The sequence below is a fragment of the Paraburkholderia sediminicola genome (assembly GCF_046026855.1).
GTDB classification, from domain to species: Bacteria; Pseudomonadota; Gammaproteobacteria; order Burkholderiales; family Burkholderiaceae; genus Paraburkholderia; species Paraburkholderia sediminicola_A.
In genome coordinates, this window is sequence record NZ_JAQQET010000012.1 from 12,263 (window position 1) to 27,962 (window position 15,700).

Genomic DNA, 15,700 nt, shown 5'->3' on the forward strand with positions numbered 1-15,700 from the left:
CGGCGCCGAGTCGCAGCCTCTACAGACACTGCGTCCGCAAACAACTCGCTGCATGGTTCAGATCGTGCTCGATCGCGCGTCGCACGCCGGCCGCATCGCGCGCCTTCGCGGCGTTCAGCAAGTCGTCGTGCGCATCGTTGAGCGTGCCGGCAAACAGCGCGTCGCCGAATAACAGATTCGAAATCGGCCCGACCTGCAGCCACACCGTTTCGATCAACTCGAGCAGAAGCGGCGAGCCGGCCGCGCGGTACAGAATCAGATGGAATGCCTCGTTGGCATCGAGATAGCCCTTGGCGTTAGTGGTCGGCAAGGCCCGCGCCATCTCTTCATTCAACTTTTCCAGCGTTTCCAGATCGTGCGCGCTCAGATGGGGTACGCCCAGTTCGGCGGCCTGGCCTTCGAGAATCAGGCGCACGCGCAGCACATCGTCGAATTGTTCTTTCGACAGACGTGGCACGGTCACGCCGCAATTGGGCACGTTCACCAGCGCCGATTCGGCCGCGAGGCGCTGCAAGGCGGAGCGCACCGGCATCTCGCCCACACCGAGCTCGGCGGCGACGTGACGGATCTTGATGCGCTCGCCTGGCACGAAGCGCCCGATCGTCAGCCACTGCCGCAGCGTTTCGTAAGTCTGGTCCTGCAACGTGTGATGGTGCGAAGTTTTCATAAAGCTCGGTGCTGGGGCCGAAAAAAGGCTGCAAAAACGCCGGCGGTTTAGCGGTGGCCGTGCGCCGTCCAGCTCGATCTGACTACGCTCAGGTCAGTTCGGCAAGACAGGCGTCGAACGTAGAAACCAGTCTGTCGACGTCGGCCGCCGACGTGTCGGGGCACACCAGGATCATGTTGTGAAACGGCGTAATCAGCACGCCGCGATTGAGCAGGTACAGGTGCACGATATGTTCCAGTTCCGCGTCGAGCTGGCGGCCGGCTTCGGTGCCGTTGCGCGGCGGTGTCGGCGTGAACTGGAATTCGGTGCGGGCGCCGACGCGCGTCACGCACCACGCGAGGCCGTGACGCACGATCGCCCCTTTCAGGCCGGCCTCAATGCGCTCGGCGAGCGCGAACATGTGAGCGTAGGCGGCATCCGTCATTACCTCGGCGAGCGTCGCGCGGATCGCGCTCATCGCCAGCATGTTCGCCGTGAGGGTGGTGCCGATGCCGGAGTGGCCGGGCGGTGCGCTGCGCTTGGCGTGCTGCGCGCGGGCTGCCAGCTCGGCGCTGAAACCGTACACCGCGCACGGAAAGCCGCCGCCCACCGGTTTGCCGAGGACGAACAGATCGGGTTCGAGACCGTACGCTCTCGTGTAACCACCCGGCCCGCAACTGATGGTGTGGGTTTCGTCGATGGCGAGCAGCGTGCCGTAGCGGCGCATCAGCGCTTGCGCTTGCCGCCAGTAGTCCGGCTCGGGCAGCACCATGCCGATGTTGGTCATCGCGGGTTCGGCCAGCACGCAGGCGACATCACCGTCTTTCAGCGCGTTTTCCAGCGCGGCCAGGTCGTTGAATTCGATCACGCGCGTGGCGTCGAGCAGGTCGTGTACCTGGCCGATCAGGCTGTCGCGCTGTTGCGGTTTCCCATCGACGAGATCGACGAATACGTCGTCCACCGTGCCGTGATAGCAGCCGTTGAAGATCACGATCTGCCGGCGTCCGGTCGCCGCGCGCGCCCAGCGCAACGCAAAGCGGTTGGCGTCGCTCGCCGTCATCGCGAACTGCCAGTAGGGCAACCCGAAGCGGCGCGCGAGTTCTTCACAGACCCATGCGGCATCCTCGCCCGGCAGCATGGTCGTCAGTCCGCGTTCAGCCTGGGTAGCCAGCGCGCGGACCACGGGAGCGGGTGAATGGCCAAACATCGCGCCCGTGTCGCCGAGGCAGAAGTCTGCGTAGCGATGACCATCCACGTCGGTGAACGAAGCGCCGCGCGCCTGATCGACATAGAGCGAGAAGGGCGTCGACCAGTCGTTCATCCAGTGCAGCGGCACGCCGAACAACAGGTGGCGCGCGGCGCGTTCGGATAGCGCGTGCGATTTCGGCATGGCCTCTGCAAACGCGCGGCGTTCGCGTTCGACAAGCGCCTGCGCACGTGCCCAATTGATGCCCTGACGGGTAGCCAAATCCAGGTTCTCCGATGGTGTTTCCATAAGCCGCCAGCGCTCAGACGAGCAGTTGCAGATGCTCGCGTTCCCACGCGGTAATGCCTTGCGAGAAGGTCTCGAACTCCGCTTCCTTTACCGCGCAAAAGGCCTGCACGAACTTGTCGCCGAGCACATCCGCGAGTTCGGTGCACTTCAGGAGCGCCTTGAGCGCATCTTCGAGACCGCGCGGCAGTTCGTATTCGAGGTCGTAGGCGCTTTCAATCATCGGCGCCGACGCCTGCTGCTGCTCCACCATGCCGAGATAGCCGCAGGCGAGGGTGGCCGCCATCGCCAGATACGGGTTGACGTCGACACCCGGCACGCGGTTTTCGAGCCGCCGTCCGTCGGGCCCGGAATTCGGCACGCGGATACCGCAGGTGCGGTTGTCGTACCCCCAACGCACGTTGATCGGCGCAGCGGTGAAGCGCGACAGGCGCCGGTAGGAATTCACGTAGGGCGCGAACATCGGCATGGCTTGTGGCATGTACTTCTGCAAGCCGCCGATATAGTTGAAAAACAGCGGGCTCGCCGATCCGTCGGGCAGCGAAAAGATGTTCTCGCCGGTTTTGCTATCGACAATGCTCTGGTGAATATGCATCGCGCTGCCGGGCTCGTGCTCCATCGGCTTGGCCATGAAAGTCGCAAAAATGCCATGACGGAAGGCGGTTTCGCGCACCGCGCGTTTGAACAGGAACACGCGGTCGGCGAGATCGAGCGCGTCGCCGTGCGAAAAGTTGATTTCCATTTGCCCCGCGCCGACTTCGTGCACGAGCGTTTCGACGCCGAGACGCGTGGTCTCGCAAAAGCGCGACAGGTCCTGGAAGAACGGATCGAATTCGTTGACGGCGTCGATTGAGAACGACTGGCGGCCGGCTTCGTGACGGCCCGCGCGACCGAGCGGCGGCCGTAGCGGTTCATGCGGATTCTTGTTCTGCGCGATCAGATAGAACTCCATCTCCGGCGCGACCACGGGACGCCAGCCTTTGTCCTCATAGAGTTTCAGCACACGCCGCAACACCGCGCGTGGCGAAATGCCGATCGGCTTGCCGTCGAGTCCGACGCAATCGTGGATCACCACCGCGACCTGTTCGATGGCCCACGGTACGAGCCGTACCGTATTCGGATCGGGGATGCAGACCATGTCGGGATCGCTCGGCCCGACAAAGCGCTCGAAATTCGCGAATTCGCCGTTGACGGTGATCATCAGCAGCGCGTTCGACATGTGCATCCTGCCTTCCGAGAGAAACAGGTTCTTCGGCACGATCTTGCCCCGCGCGACCCCCGTCATGTCCGGTATCACGCATTCCACTTCATGAATGCGGTGATGCTCCAGGAATTCACGCAGGTCGGCGCGTAGGTCGCTTTGCAAGATTGACTCCAGTCGGTTGATGAACACGGCGCGAAGCGCTGCTGCAAACCTTGCGCGACGAGCTGCCGGTTCGGGAAAGCCGGGCGTTTTGCATGATGGGATTTGATCAAATCATCGCATGGAATTTTACTTTTGGGAAATTTGATCAAATTTGGGTCATGCAAGGGCGCTTACGGCGCTGGCCCAGCTCGCAAGGCGCGAAGTGTATCTGTGCGCTTTAGCGAGCCATCGATACACTACGATTCGAGCCGGACCCCGGTGACTTATCCATAGCGACTAAACGAGCGGCCACGATCCCATGCTTCAGATTTTAGGCAAAGCATCATCCATCAACGTTCGCAAAGTATTGTGGGCGTGCGCCGAGCTCGACCTGCCGTTCGAACGGGAGGACTGGGGGGCCGGGTTCAAGGCGACCGAGGTGCCCGAATTCGTCGCCTTGAACCCCAACGCTATGGTTCCGGTAATCAGGGACGGCGAGTTTGTGCTGTGGGAATCCAACTCGATCATCCGGTACCTGGCCGGCCGCTACGGCGGCCCGTCCCTCTATCCAGTCGACCCTCGCGAACGTGCGAAGTGCGATCAATGGATCGACTGGCAGGCGAGCGAACTTAACCGGGCATGGAGCTACGCGTTTCTTGCGCTGGTTCGGCATTCGCCGGCTCATCAGGACCGTCAGCAAATCGACCTGTCATGTGCGAACTGGACAAGGCATATTGCGATCGTCGACAGGCAACTGGAGACCACTGGGGCCTTCATCGCCGGGTCGTCGTTTTCACTCGCGGATATTCCAATTGCCCTTTCGATCAACCGCTGGCTCGAGACGCCATTGCAGCACGCCGATTTTCCAGCGCTGACGGCCTACATGGCGCGCCTTGCGATGCACCCGGGCTACCTTGAGTACTGTCGCAACGGTACGCCTTAAACAGCGCGTTCGTGGCGCTATCAGGTCGCGCCGGCGACGCTGACGTCAGGCTGTTTATTCGCTCGCGAAGGCTTACAAAAATACCCGCAAAAAGCTTACGGAATCCCGAGCACTGAACGCTTCTGCGCACCGCGACCCGACTCACCTACAATGGCCGCTTTTGCGACACAGATTGAAGGTTCAAAGATGCGGGTATCGAAATTTGCACTGGCTTTGCTTATGGCCTGTTTTACTCTCAATGCAAGCGCCGAAATGACGGCCTCGCAATACAAGCTCTGGGCGCATACCGACAACAACTCGGTCTACGCGGCCTACATCACCGGCACGATCAACGCGCTGGGGTGGGCGAACGGGGATCTGGTGTCGAAAAAGCGTCCACCGCTGTTCTGCCCGCCGCAAAACCTCGCTATCGGCAATCAGAACGTCTATCCGCTGCTCGATCAGTTTTTCACCAACCATCCGGGCCTTTCAGACGATTTTCCAATCGGCCTTGCCATTCTGCGCACGCTTGAGGCGGCGTTTCCCTGCTGATAAAAATGCTTGATGAGTCTGGCTACGACACCATCCGAAACGCGTCCACCACCCATACTTCGTTTGCGAGAATATGTGGCTGCGAGCGGGCAAGCCACTCCGCCAGCGGCGTAAGACTTATTCCTGGCGCCACCGAACCGCCGAACGATTCGGAAACGAACGGCGCATCATCCTCCGGACGGCGGACGATTTGAACGATATGTGTGATGCCGCGTGGCCGGGGATGGTTGACGGCCCATGCGGGCTCTCCCATCTTCAACCCGATGGTGGCGCAGCGCGGGAGCGTGGGGGCCGTGATCCCGGCCCCCTGGAGAATGAATCCTGTGCGGTGCTCGATCTCGTGAACAATCCGATCGGACCACGTGTGCAGCGCTTGTATATTGTCAACGGCAAACACTCTGCGGGTGGCCGCCCCACGGATGGCCGTCTCGTTTTCGGCTTGCAGCGCCTCTGTGAGCAGCAGGGCGGTCCATCCCGAGCAATCGATAACCGGCGGGTTCGCTGAAAGTCCTTCGGACTTTACGCCGCGCCGGTATCCCACTCGACCTGTGTAGCGCTGCACGAGCCGCCACATTGCCGCTTCGCCCGCCTCGAACGCCATTGCGCGCCAGCCCTCGTGTGTGGTCAGCCCGCGATGGGCTGCCGATCATCCGCAAACAGACAACAGGCGGGGGCCGCGAAGGCCCCGCAAGCAAACATCAGATCTGCACGAGCCTGGGAATCTGCACGTCTGGATTGACGTCGGCTTCATAGTCCACGCCGGCGATCTCGAACCCGAAGAGTCGCAGGAAGTCGGTCTTGTAGCCGCTGAAATCGGTGAGCTCGTAGATATTGTCGTTGGTCACCTGAGTCCAGAGTGCCTGGACACGGGCTTGCACTTCGGGATCGAGTTCCTTGTAGTCCGCGCGCAGACGGCCTTCTTCGTCGATGTGCGGTGCCGCGCCGTACATGCTGTCTTTGTAGAGCCCGTAGACCTGCTCGATACAGCCTTCGTGCGTGCCTTTTTCCTTCATGACCTTGAAGAGCAGCGACAGGTACAGCGGCATCATCGGGATTGCGGAGCTTGCTTGCGTCACGACCGCCTTGAGTACCGAGACGCGTGCATCGCCGCCCTTGGCTGCGAGTTTTTCGCGGATGCCGAGCACTTTCTGGTCGAGATCTTTCTTGGCCGCGCCGATCGAGCCGTTCCAGTAGATGTCGTGCGTGATTTTTTCGCCGAGATAGGTGAACGCGGTCGTCTTCGCGCCGTCGGCGAGCACGCCGGCGTCGAGGAGGGCGTCGATCCACATTTGCCAGTCTTCGCCGCCCATTACCGCGACGGTGTTGTCGATTTCGGCTTGCGTGGCGGGTTCGAGGACGGTTTCCTTGATGACTTCCTTGTCGGTGTCGATGCCACGCAGGTTAACGGCCTTACCAACCGGCTTCAGGGTCGAGCTGAACACTTCGCCGGTCTTCGGATGCGTGCGCTTGGGCGCGGCGAGACTGTAGACGACCAGGTCGACCTGACCGAGATCGCGCTTGATGACCTCGATGGTGCGTTGCTTGACTTCATCGGAGAAAGCGTCGCCATTGATGCTCGTGGCGTACAGGCCTTTGTCCGTGGCGAATTTTTCGAAGGCGGCGGTGTTGTACCAGCCTGCCGTGCCGGCTTTGGTTTCGCTGCCGGCACGCTCGAAGAAGACGCCGAGTGTAGCTGCGTCGGAGCCGAACGCGGCACTGATACGCGCGGCGAGGCCATAGCCCGTTGATGCACCGATCACGAGCACCTTCTTCGGGCCGTTGGCGATGGGACCGTGTGCCTTGACGTATTCGATTTGTTCCTTGACGTTGGCTTCGCAGCCGGTCGGATGGGTCGATACACAGATGAAGCCACGCACGCGCGGTTTGATGATCATGAAGCACCTCTTGTCAGAATTGCCGACATTATAGTGGGGTTGGGTTTTGGCCTGTTCGGCGGGGTTTTGTCTGCTTGCCTGCGGCGTTGGGTTTTTTTTTGATTTTGGTTGCCTGTGTGGTGCTTGTTTTTCTGTGTTTTTGTGGTGTTGCTGTTTCCTTGATCTGGTTTTTTGGTCTTTCCTTGAATTGTTATTGGATTATTAGCGTCGCCCCTGTGCGGCACTACACACTTACTTCTCTTTGCCGGCCGCAAAGAGAAGTAGGCAAGAGAAAGCGGCTCACCCCGCTAATTCTTAAGCGGGTCCCCTGGCTTGGAGGAGGGAGTGGTGCATCTGGAATCTGTGTTCCCGCACATTCGGCGTTAGTGACAAGGCAGTCATACTTCCGGCGGCGCTGCGCGCTCCGAAGCGCACCTCATAGAACCGACCACCGCGTTTTTGCACCCGCGCTCCATTCGGCGCTCCGCCGAGGCGAAGGCGATGGCTCCCACCGCACCTCAACGAAGCCGCAGGTTTCCATGGCAAACCCGTCCGCGACGTACGCAGTGCGGAGTGGGAGCTGATGAGCGCTTTGTCACTCACGCGGAATGGGCGAGAACACAGATTCCAGATGCGCCACTACCGCGACTGTGCGGGGGGCCCGCTTAAGAATTAGCGGTGTGAGCTGCTTTCTTTTGCCTACTTTTCTTTGCAGCAGGCAAAGAAAAGTAGGTGCCTGCCCCGCACAGGGGCGACGTTAATAAACCAATAACAATTCAAGGAAAGGCCAAAAAACCAGATCAGGGAAATCCCAAGACTCCAGACCAAGAAAAGCCCAACGCCGTAGGCAAACAGACAAGAAAGCACCGAACAACCAAACAGATCAAGAAAACGCCCAAACCACAGGCAAGCAGACAAGCAAACAAAAAAGCGCCGCACAGGCAACCCAAACCCATACAAATCAAAACCCGCCGCCCAGGCGCCCCCATCTTGATACGATGCTGCCTTCGTCAAGCAGAACGGTAACCCGAGTGAAGCGTCTGATTCCCACATTCCTGCAGACCCTTGAAAAAGGGCTAATCCTGGCAAACCAGCCCATCGCCCGGGCCCTATGGCACCTCCGCCATCCTACGCTGCGTGGCGTCGCAAAGGCCTGCGCGGCGATCCCGGTGCTGCTCGTCCTGTATGTCCTGGTCCTGATTCCGTTCACGCCCAGCATCGGCGATATCCGCAAGGCGAAAATCGAGCAGCCCGCGCAGATTCTCTCGGCGGACGGCAAGCTGCTGGCCGAATTCAAGCCCTCGAACCGTGAATGGGTCAAACTTCAGGACATCTCGCCAAACGTGGTGAACGCGCTGATCGCTACGGAAGATCACCGCTTCTATCAGCATTTTGGGCTCGACTGGCGCCGTACGGCATCGGCCGCGCTGCACACGTTTTCCGGAGATCGCCAGGGTGGGTCGACCATCACCCAGCAACTCGCCCGCAATCTCTATCCGGACGAGATCGGCCGCGCGCCTACGCTGACCCGCAAGATCAAGGAAGCGATCACGGCGTTCAAGATCGAGGCGCTCTACACCAAGGACGAGATCCTCGAGACCTACCTCAACACGGTGCCGTTCCTCTACAACGCCTACGGCATCGAGATGGCAGCGCGAACCTATTTCGACAAATCAGCCGGCGACCTGAACGTGCTGGAAAGCGCGACGCTTACCGGCATGCTCAAAGGCAATAGCTACTACAACCCGGTGCTCAATCCGGAACGCGCGCTGCAGCGACGCAACACGGTGCTGGCGCAAATGGTCAAGTACGGCAAGCTCACGCCCGCGGCTTACGCGACGCTCGTGCGCCGTCCGTTGCGTATCGATTTCGAACGGCAGACCGAGCCGCCCGGCCCCGCGCCGCACTTCGCGCAACAACTGCGCAAATGGCTCGCGGCATGGGCCGATCGCAACGACTACAACATCTATTCCGACGGACTGGTGGTGCGTACTACCATCGATTCACGCTTGCAGACCATGGCGACACAGGCCGTGACCTTGCAGGGCAACCAGTTGCAGGGCATCGCCAATTCGGCTTGGGGCTCGCGTGCGGGTTGTGCGAGCGGCCGTGACCTGCTGCAGACTTTCCTGCGCGAAACGCCTGACTATCGCGCCGCGAAAGACGCGGGCCTGACGGACGACGATGCGATGAAACGCGTCTCGTCCGACCGCGACCTGGTGCAGTCGGTTTGCGAATCCAAAACCCGGGTGCAGGCGGACTTCCTCGCGATGGACCCACGCAACGGCCAGATCAAGGCCTGGGTCGGTAGCCGCGACTTCAGCCAGGACCCGTTCGATCACGTCCAGCAGGCACGCCGCCAGCCGGGGTCGACCTTCAAGCCATTCGTCTATGCCGCGGCCTTCGAAGATGGCGCCAAACCCAGCGACACGTTCATCGACAAACCCGTCGAGATTCCGCTGGCCGGCGGAGAAATCTGGCGTCCGGGCGACGAGGATGAGCCGAGCGAGCGGGCCATCAGCCTGCGTGATGGCCTCGCTTATTCCCGCAACCGGATCACCGCCCAGTTGATGGAACAGGTCGGTCCGAACAAGGTCGCGCGACTGGCGCGCGCCATGGGCGTGCGCGACAGCGAACTCGACCCGGTGCCGTCGCTCGCGCTCGGCACGAGTCCCGTGACGCTGAAGGAAATGGTCTCGGCCTACGGCACGATCGCCAATCTCGGCGGCTACGTGGAGCCGGTGATGGTCACGCGTATCGAAGACCGCAACGGCGAGGTGCTGGCCGATTTCGCGCCGGCGGCGCCCAGGCAGGAACTGCCGGCCGACGCTGCCCGCACGCTCGTCGATGTGATGCGAGACGTGGTGAGCCGGGGCACGGGTTCGAGCATTCGCAGCCGCTTCGGGGTTCGTGGCGATGTCGCGGGCAAGACGGGCACGACGCAGGGTAACGCCGACGGCTGGTTCATCCTGATGTCCCCGCAGCTTGTGGCAGGGGCGTGGGTCGGCTTTAACGACAGCCGCGTGACCTTGCGCAGCGACTATTGGGGACAGGGGGCGCATAGCGCGTTGCCGATCGTCGGCGACTTTTTCCAGCGCGCGCAGAGGTCAAAACTGGTCGACAGCCGCGTCAGGTTCGAGACCGACCAGGAGCCGGGCTGGTTTGCCGAACGGTCGGGCAGGCTGCGCGAGTGGTTCCAGCATCTGTTCGCCGCGTCGCCCGCGAAGCCTGAGGCGCAGGTTGTCACGCGCAATACGCCGCGCCGCGCGCCGGCCGTTACTGCGCCTGCGTCGGCACCTGCATCTGCATCCACCGCGGATGTGGAACCCAGGCCGTTCCCGGCACAGCCGCCGCTCCTTCAGGCACCGGCGTCGGCGCCTGCACCGGCGAGCGGGGCAGTCGACGGTGAGGTGCATGGCAACGGCGAGCCGGCCCTGGCACCGACGCCCACGCCGGACGACGTGCCAGCGCCGGACGCAGGCGGCGGTACGGCAAACGCACTCCCGAGTGCGCCGGCCAGCGCGAGCGCATCGCCCTGAGGTTCAAACGCGCTGAGCGGACGGCGCCAGGACCTCGCTAGGACCGCGCCACCTTCGTGCTGCCCGCCGCGCCCGGGTCCGGAGGAAGACTGCACGACGCCTCGAGCGCCGTGTCATGACGCAGCAGAAGCACGGCTGCCACGCCGACCAGTCCCGCACCCGACAAACACAGCAGGCCGGCGCCGAAGCCGCCGGTGCTGTCCTTGATCCAGCCCATCGCGTATGGCCCGAAGAATCCCGCCAGATTGCCGAGGGAATTGACGGCGGCAATGCCGCCCGCCGCCGCCGCGCCCGACAGGAACGCGGCAGGCAAGGTCCAGATCACGGGCAGGCAGCCGAAGATGCCGAACCCGGCAATCGACAGCGCGATCATCTTCTGCACCGGATTGTCGAGCCCGGCCGCCGCCGCGATACCGCCTGCCGCGACCAGCAACGCGATCGCCACGTGCCATTTACGTTCGAGCTTGCGGTCCGAATGGCGCCCACAATAAATCATGCTGATCACGCCGACGATGTAAGGCAGCGACGTCACGAAACCGGTCTGCAGGTTGGTGAGACCGAAGGACTTGACGATCTGCGGCAGAAAGAAACTCAGACCATAGTTGGTTGCGTTCGCACCGAAGTAGATGAGCGCAACAGCCAGAACGCGCGGATTGAACAGCGCTTCCTTCACGCTGAACGTGCGCACGGCCTCGCGATGCTCGCGCTCCTGAGCCTGGCGGGCGACCAGCCAGTCGCGTTCGTCGTCGGCAAGCCAACTGGCGTCCGCTGGTTTGTCGGTCAGATAGAACAGCACGGCGAACGCAAGCAGCAGCGCGGGCGCCGCCTCGATCAGATAGACCCACTGCCAGCCGGCGAGCCCGCCGTGGCCGTCCATCGAGAGGAGGGCGCCGGAAATCGGCCCACCGATCACCGTTGACAGCGGAATGGCCGCCATGAAATAGCCGACCACGCGGGCGCGATAGGCAGCGGGAAACCACAATGTGAGCAGGAAGATGATGCCGGGGAAAAAGCCCGCTTCCGCCACACCCAACAGGATGCGCAAGCCGTAAAACACGTGCGCGGGCGAGAGGCCGGTGAAGCGGGCAATGTCCGGGATATACGCCATCGCGCCGGCAAGGATCCCCCACGTGAACATGATCCGGGCGATCCAGCGCCGTGCGCCGAATTTCTCGAGCAGAAGATTGGAGGGGACTTCGAAAAAGAAATACGCGATGAAGAAGATACCGGCGCCGAAGCCGAATGCGCTCGCGGACAGCCCGAGCGCCTTGTTCATTTGCAGTGCAGCAAAACCGACGTTGACCCGGTCGAGATAAGCAATGAAATAGCAGACAATCAGGAACGGCACGAGCCGGACCGTCACGCGCGTTATGGTGCGTGCTTCAATATCCATCGATGTCTCCTCCGGTTCAGCGTCCGGTCCGTTCGCTTGATGTGCTTACAGACTAGTCGGTGAAGTGCGATTCCGGAAGGGTTTTGCTATGGCTGCGCCGCCAGGCGGCACTCCGGCGCCACCTGGCGGCCGCGCTTCGCCTTAGAACCGATGCGTCATACCCACCGTCGCAAGAATCTGCTTGGTTCCGGGCGCGCTCACGCTCACGCCAGGCCAGCTCACCGTGGCGGAGCCGTTGTTCTTCATATATCCCGCCCGCATGTACAGACTCGTACGCGGGGATATCGAATGATCGACGCCCAGCTCGATGCCCGGCGTATTGTCGTGCGCGCCGCGCACGCTGCGCTGAACCCCGGCGATCGTGATCACGTCAGCCGGAGTTGCCTGGATAGTCGCGCCTAACTCCGCAATGCTCAGCGAATGGCCCGTGCCCAGGTGCGCGGCCAGCGAGCCTGGCGTCGGGTCCTGCGCGCGGTTATATGAATAGTTGAACTGGAAATTCACGATGCCGATCCGGTAAGCGAGCGCACCGATGAAGTGCTCGGTGCCGAGCAGGCTCAGCGAACCAGGCAAGCCGGCGATGGTTTCCTGTCCCGGACGCTGGTTCACATACGCAAGTCCCGCATAGAAACCGTAGCCCGTGTAAGTGGCCGCGACGTTCAGCATGTTGCCCGTCGTGGCTGGCACAGGCTGGGTCACCGTTGCGGCGAACGCATACATGCCGTAAAACTGCAGACCCTTCAGATTCGGCGATTGATACATGATCGAGTTGCTGGCGCGGCCGGAGTCGTATTGCGTCGACAGCGTGTTCCGGTCGACTGCAAGGACATTGGCAGAAAACGGCGACAACACTTCGTTCGCGCGAAACGGATCGGAGGGGTAGATAACCCGGAAGCTCGGATCGTACTGACGTCCCATGGTCACCGAACCGTATTTGTCACTGCTCAGGCCGACCCACGCCTGACGATAGAAGAGCGCCGAGGTGTCGGCGAACAAGCCGCCGTTGTTCACGTTAAAGCCCGTTTCGACGTTGAACTGCGCCTTCAGGCCGCCACCCAGGTCCTCGCTGCCCTTCAGGCCGAATAGGGAACCCGTCGAGCCGCCGCTTTTTTCTGCGTACGAATGGACGCCGCCGTTGTCCAGATACTGGATGTTCGCGTCGACGACACCGTACAAGGTCACGCTCGACTCGGCAGCCGCAGCGCCGCCCGCGGCAAGAATCAGCGTGGCTCCGCAAACGCCATGATTGATAAAACGCATGCATGTCTCCTCTTTTTATATCCGCCTGTAGCGGACTTGATTGCACAGACCTATTGCGGAGCGAGTGCGGGCCGGGTTCATCGACCCCGGCCGGTCGCGGCAAAATGGAATGATCGTGCTAATTTCAAGCGAACTGGCGGGATAAAGCCAGTGCATTGTTTTTATGAGGAGAGTGCAGAAGTTGCATGACAGAAAAACGCCGTGAAAACCCGGCTCAGGCCGACGGAATCACACCATTCGACTGCCACGCCGCAGAGCGGCGAAGCGGTGTGCAGGCACCAACTACCAGCGATTGTTCAGGCGCATGCAACAGTGTTTTCGGATGACGAGGCTGATCTTGCGCGTCTGATTGCGGATAATTTCGGGATTGATAAAACGGTTAAAAAATGTAGGCGAATCATGTTCAACACTGTTTCAGATCACGTGCTCGATCAGAGGCGAGCATCCGTAGCACAGCAGCATCGAAGCCGGTTATTCGGCCGGGGGCGCTCGCTCATCGCGGCGGTGGTCGCGTGCGCCAGCCTGGTGGGATGCGTATCCGCAACCGACGTTGCCGCCACCGACAAACCCGGCACCTATACCGTAGCAGCGAGCGCAACCGGCGGCAGGATGGCCTGGGCCCGCGCGCACGAACACGCAATCAGTGAGGCGCGCGACTATTGCGAGCGTCGCGGCATGCAGAGCAGTGTCACGACTGAAACGGTGAGCGGCGTGCAGATGATGGCCGAGCATGCATCGTCGGTGAATTTCGAATGTCATCCGAAATTCTAGGGCGACGGGGAAACTGAAGAAGCCGTGTCGTCGATCAGGGTGAATCCTTGCCCGAGGCTCCATTGACGACGACGCGTCGCGTAATCGCCGGCCGCCATCGCGATGCAGATGAAGGTGCGGCCGCCACCGCACCAGTCAATGGTCAGTGTTTGCGAAAACACCTTGAGTCCGGTGGCCACACCATCGGCGGAGGATCGGGCCGATGCTTGACGGGCTCTGATTCGACCGTGCGCGGGCGTAGTCCGATGCGCCGCTCGAATGCCTCCAGCGCAAGCACCGAAATCGCCCAGACACCAATGCCAGCCGGCACCCCAAGCAAGAGATGAGGCACGTCGAGGGCCGTTCGGATGCCGAGTCCAACCGGCCAGCACAACCTGATGAGCGAGAACCGGCCGGTCCGAAGAACGGCAAATCGACTCCGCAGCCATTCGAACAGCGCAATAGAGAGCAAGCCAACGAGGCCCCATTGCAGCGGTAACTTCGCGCACGCCCATGTCATCAGAACAATGATGGTGAGTTCGACGAGCATTTGCCATTTACTCGTGTGCGGCTGTTCAATTGAATCGTTTGTGTTTTCGGTCATCGCCAGATTAGTGAAACACCATTGCGCGACATCTTAACTTGCATGATGGCAACGGCATGCAGGCCGCATGCAGGCGCCAGATCATTTTCAAACTGAAATTTCGACGAGAAAAAGAAAACCGAACGCTTTGCAGATCGCTGTAGCTTCTGGATAAAATCCCGCGTCGTCGTGATTATTCGCGACTCCATGCGAAACAGATAATCCAGTTCCAATAAGGCAAAAAAGAATGATGACCTCCGGCGACGGACTGACCAGCCCAGCGCGGCTTTTGCGGCTCGCCTCATGGGTGATTGCCATCCTCTTCGCTGTTTTTCTGAACATGCTGGGCAGTCTCGTGATCCGGGACATGGCTTTCGCGCCCCACGGCGGTCCACCGGCCATCGAGCAGTTCGCCGACACGCCTGCGAAAGCGCGGCTGGACGCCGCGCGCCGCGATCTGCAATCGCAGCGCGACGCACTCGGGGAGAAGGCTGAAACCATGGAGGTGGCACGTGGACGTGCCGCGAAAGAGTATGGGGACGCCAAGGAGAGTTTTCGCAACTGGCTGGCAACGCGCTCGGTGACGGGAGACAGTTCGCGCGATCCGGACATTCTCGCGCGGACCCGCAAACTGGACGCACTCCAGTCGGTCGCAATCAGCTGGCAGCATCAGATCGATGCAATTGGCGATCAGCAACGGGCGCTTGGATTGAAGCAATCCCAGCTGGAAGCGCAAATCGCCGACGAAGACGCCGTAACCGAGCGGCGGTTCAATGAAGCGACCCGGCATTATGAGTTGCAGGTGTTCGGCCTTCGGCTCGCGCTGACGTTGCCGATTCTGCTAGTGGCTGTCTGGTTGTTCATCCGCTACCGCAAAGCCCGTTACTGGCCATTCGTATACGGCTTTGCGTTGTTCGCATTGAGCGCCTTTTTTATCGAACTGGTTCCGTATCTGCCGAATTTCGGGGGATACGTCAGGGTATTGGTCGGCATTGTGCTCACGGTGTTCGCCGGTCTCTATATGCTGAAAGCATTCCAGCGCTACGTCGAACGAAAACGCCTCGAGTTGCAGCAGGACCAGGGCGAACGCGCACGCGCGATCGGATACGACAAGGCGGTTCGTTCATTCGAGAAAAAGCGGTGCCCGTCGTGCGATAAGCAATGGAGTCTTGGTGGTGACGATTCCACATTCTGTGTGCACTGCGGATTGAGACTGTTCAATCTCTGTGGGTGTGGTGGCCGGAATTTTTCCTTCTTCCCGCATTGTCATCAATGTGGTGCTGCGCAGACTACCGGGCTGCCGGCAGCGAGCGACGCTGATGCCTTATAGCCGACGCGTTGCTG

Annotated in this window: 13 protein-coding genes; 5 read left to right on the forward strand and 8 right to left on the reverse strand. The window is 61.2% G+C overall.

Annotated elements, in window-relative coordinates; all coding sequences use genetic code 11:
- Positions 1 to 19: 19 nt before the first annotated feature.
- The 3 genes from PQR40_RS14950 to PQR40_RS14960 form a co-directional block, all read right to left on the reverse strand.
- Complete coding sequence (locus PQR40_RS14950; protein WP_408394625.1) at positions 20 to 667, reverse strand: GntR family transcriptional regulator; 648 nt, start codon at positions 665 to 667, stop codon at positions 20 to 22.
- 88 nt (positions 668 to 755) lie between these two features.
- Complete coding sequence (locus PQR40_RS14955; RefSeq protein WP_408394626.1) at positions 756 to 2,114, reverse strand: aspartate aminotransferase family protein; 1,359 nt, start codon at positions 2,112 to 2,114, stop codon at positions 756 to 758.
- 40 nt (positions 2,115 to 2,154) lie between these two features.
- The gene (locus PQR40_RS14960; protein WP_408223214.1) at positions 2,155 to 3,504 is read right to left on the reverse strand and encodes a glutamine synthetase family protein; all 1,350 of its coding nucleotides are present in this window, start codon (positions 3,502 to 3,504) and stop codon (positions 2,155 to 2,157) included.
- 298 nt (positions 3,505 to 3,802) lie between these two features.
- Between PQR40_RS14960 and PQR40_RS14965 the strand changes: the two genes are divergently transcribed.
- Entirely contained in the window at positions 3,803 to 4,426 is a 624-nt protein-coding gene (locus PQR40_RS14965) for a glutathione S-transferase family protein (protein ID WP_408223216.1), read from the forward strand.
- A gap of 150 nt (positions 4,427 to 4,576) precedes the next feature.
- On the forward strand, positions 4,577 to 4,957 hold the full coding sequence (locus tag PQR40_RS14970; RefSeq protein ID WP_408223218.1) for a hypothetical protein: 381 nt from the start codon (positions 4,577 to 4,579) through the stop codon (positions 4,955 to 4,957).
- 22 nt (positions 4,958 to 4,979) lie between these two features.
- Here PQR40_RS14970 and PQR40_RS14975 read toward each other — a convergent pair whose 3' ends face one another.
- Positions 4,980 to 5,558 carry a hypothetical protein gene (locus PQR40_RS14975; protein ID WP_408223220.1) on the reverse strand — a complete coding sequence of 193 codons (579 nt, stop codon included), beginning with the start codon at positions 5,556 to 5,558 and terminating at the stop codon, positions 4,980 to 4,982.
- A 97-nt stretch (positions 5,559 to 5,655) separates the two neighbouring features.
- Positions 5,656 to 6,852, reverse strand: a complete 1,197-nt coding sequence (fabV, locus tag PQR40_RS14980) for an enoyl-ACP reductase FabV (protein ID WP_408223222.1) — start codon at positions 6,850 to 6,852, stop codon at positions 5,656 to 5,658.
- A 1,010-nt stretch (positions 6,853 to 7,862) separates the two neighbouring features.
- Here fabV and PQR40_RS14985 point away from each other — a divergent pair.
- Entirely contained in the window at positions 7,863 to 10,370 is a 2,508-nt protein-coding gene (locus tag PQR40_RS14985; protein WP_408509281.1) for a penicillin-binding protein 1A, read from the forward strand.
- A 37-nt stretch (positions 10,371 to 10,407) separates the two neighbouring features.
- Here PQR40_RS14985 and PQR40_RS14990 read toward each other — a convergent pair whose 3' ends face one another.
- Positions 10,408 to 11,763 carry an MFS transporter gene (locus PQR40_RS14990; RefSeq protein ID WP_408509282.1) on the reverse strand — a complete coding sequence of 452 codons (1,356 nt, stop codon included), beginning with the start codon at positions 11,761 to 11,763 and terminating at the stop codon, positions 10,408 to 10,410.
- Between the two features lie 141 nt (positions 11,764 to 11,904).
- Positions 11,905 to 13,023, reverse strand: a complete 1,119-nt coding sequence (locus PQR40_RS14995) for a porin (protein WP_408340598.1) — start codon at positions 13,021 to 13,023, stop codon at positions 11,905 to 11,907.
- Positions 13,024 to 13,422: 399 nt separating this feature from the next.
- Between PQR40_RS14995 and PQR40_RS15000 the strand changes: the two genes are divergently transcribed.
- On the forward strand, positions 13,423 to 13,794 hold the full coding sequence (locus PQR40_RS15000) for a hypothetical protein (RefSeq protein ID WP_408223273.1): 372 nt from the start codon (positions 13,423 to 13,425) through the stop codon (positions 13,792 to 13,794).
- 142 nt (positions 13,795 to 13,936) lie between these two features.
- Here the strand turns inward: PQR40_RS15000 and PQR40_RS15005 are convergent, their stop codons facing one another.
- Positions 13,937 to 14,323, reverse strand: coding sequence for a hypothetical protein (locus PQR40_RS15005; RefSeq protein ID WP_408509283.1), 387 nt, complete (start codon positions 14,321 to 14,323; stop codon positions 13,937 to 13,939).
- A 283-nt stretch (positions 14,324 to 14,606) separates the two neighbouring features.
- On the opposite strand from PQR40_RS15005, the gene PQR40_RS15010 reads away from it, so the two are divergent.
- Positions 14,607 to 15,686, forward strand: a complete 1,080-nt coding sequence (locus PQR40_RS15010) for a hypothetical protein (protein ID WP_408223275.1) — start codon at positions 14,607 to 14,609, stop codon at positions 15,684 to 15,686.
- Positions 15,687 to 15,700: the final 14 nt, after the last annotated feature.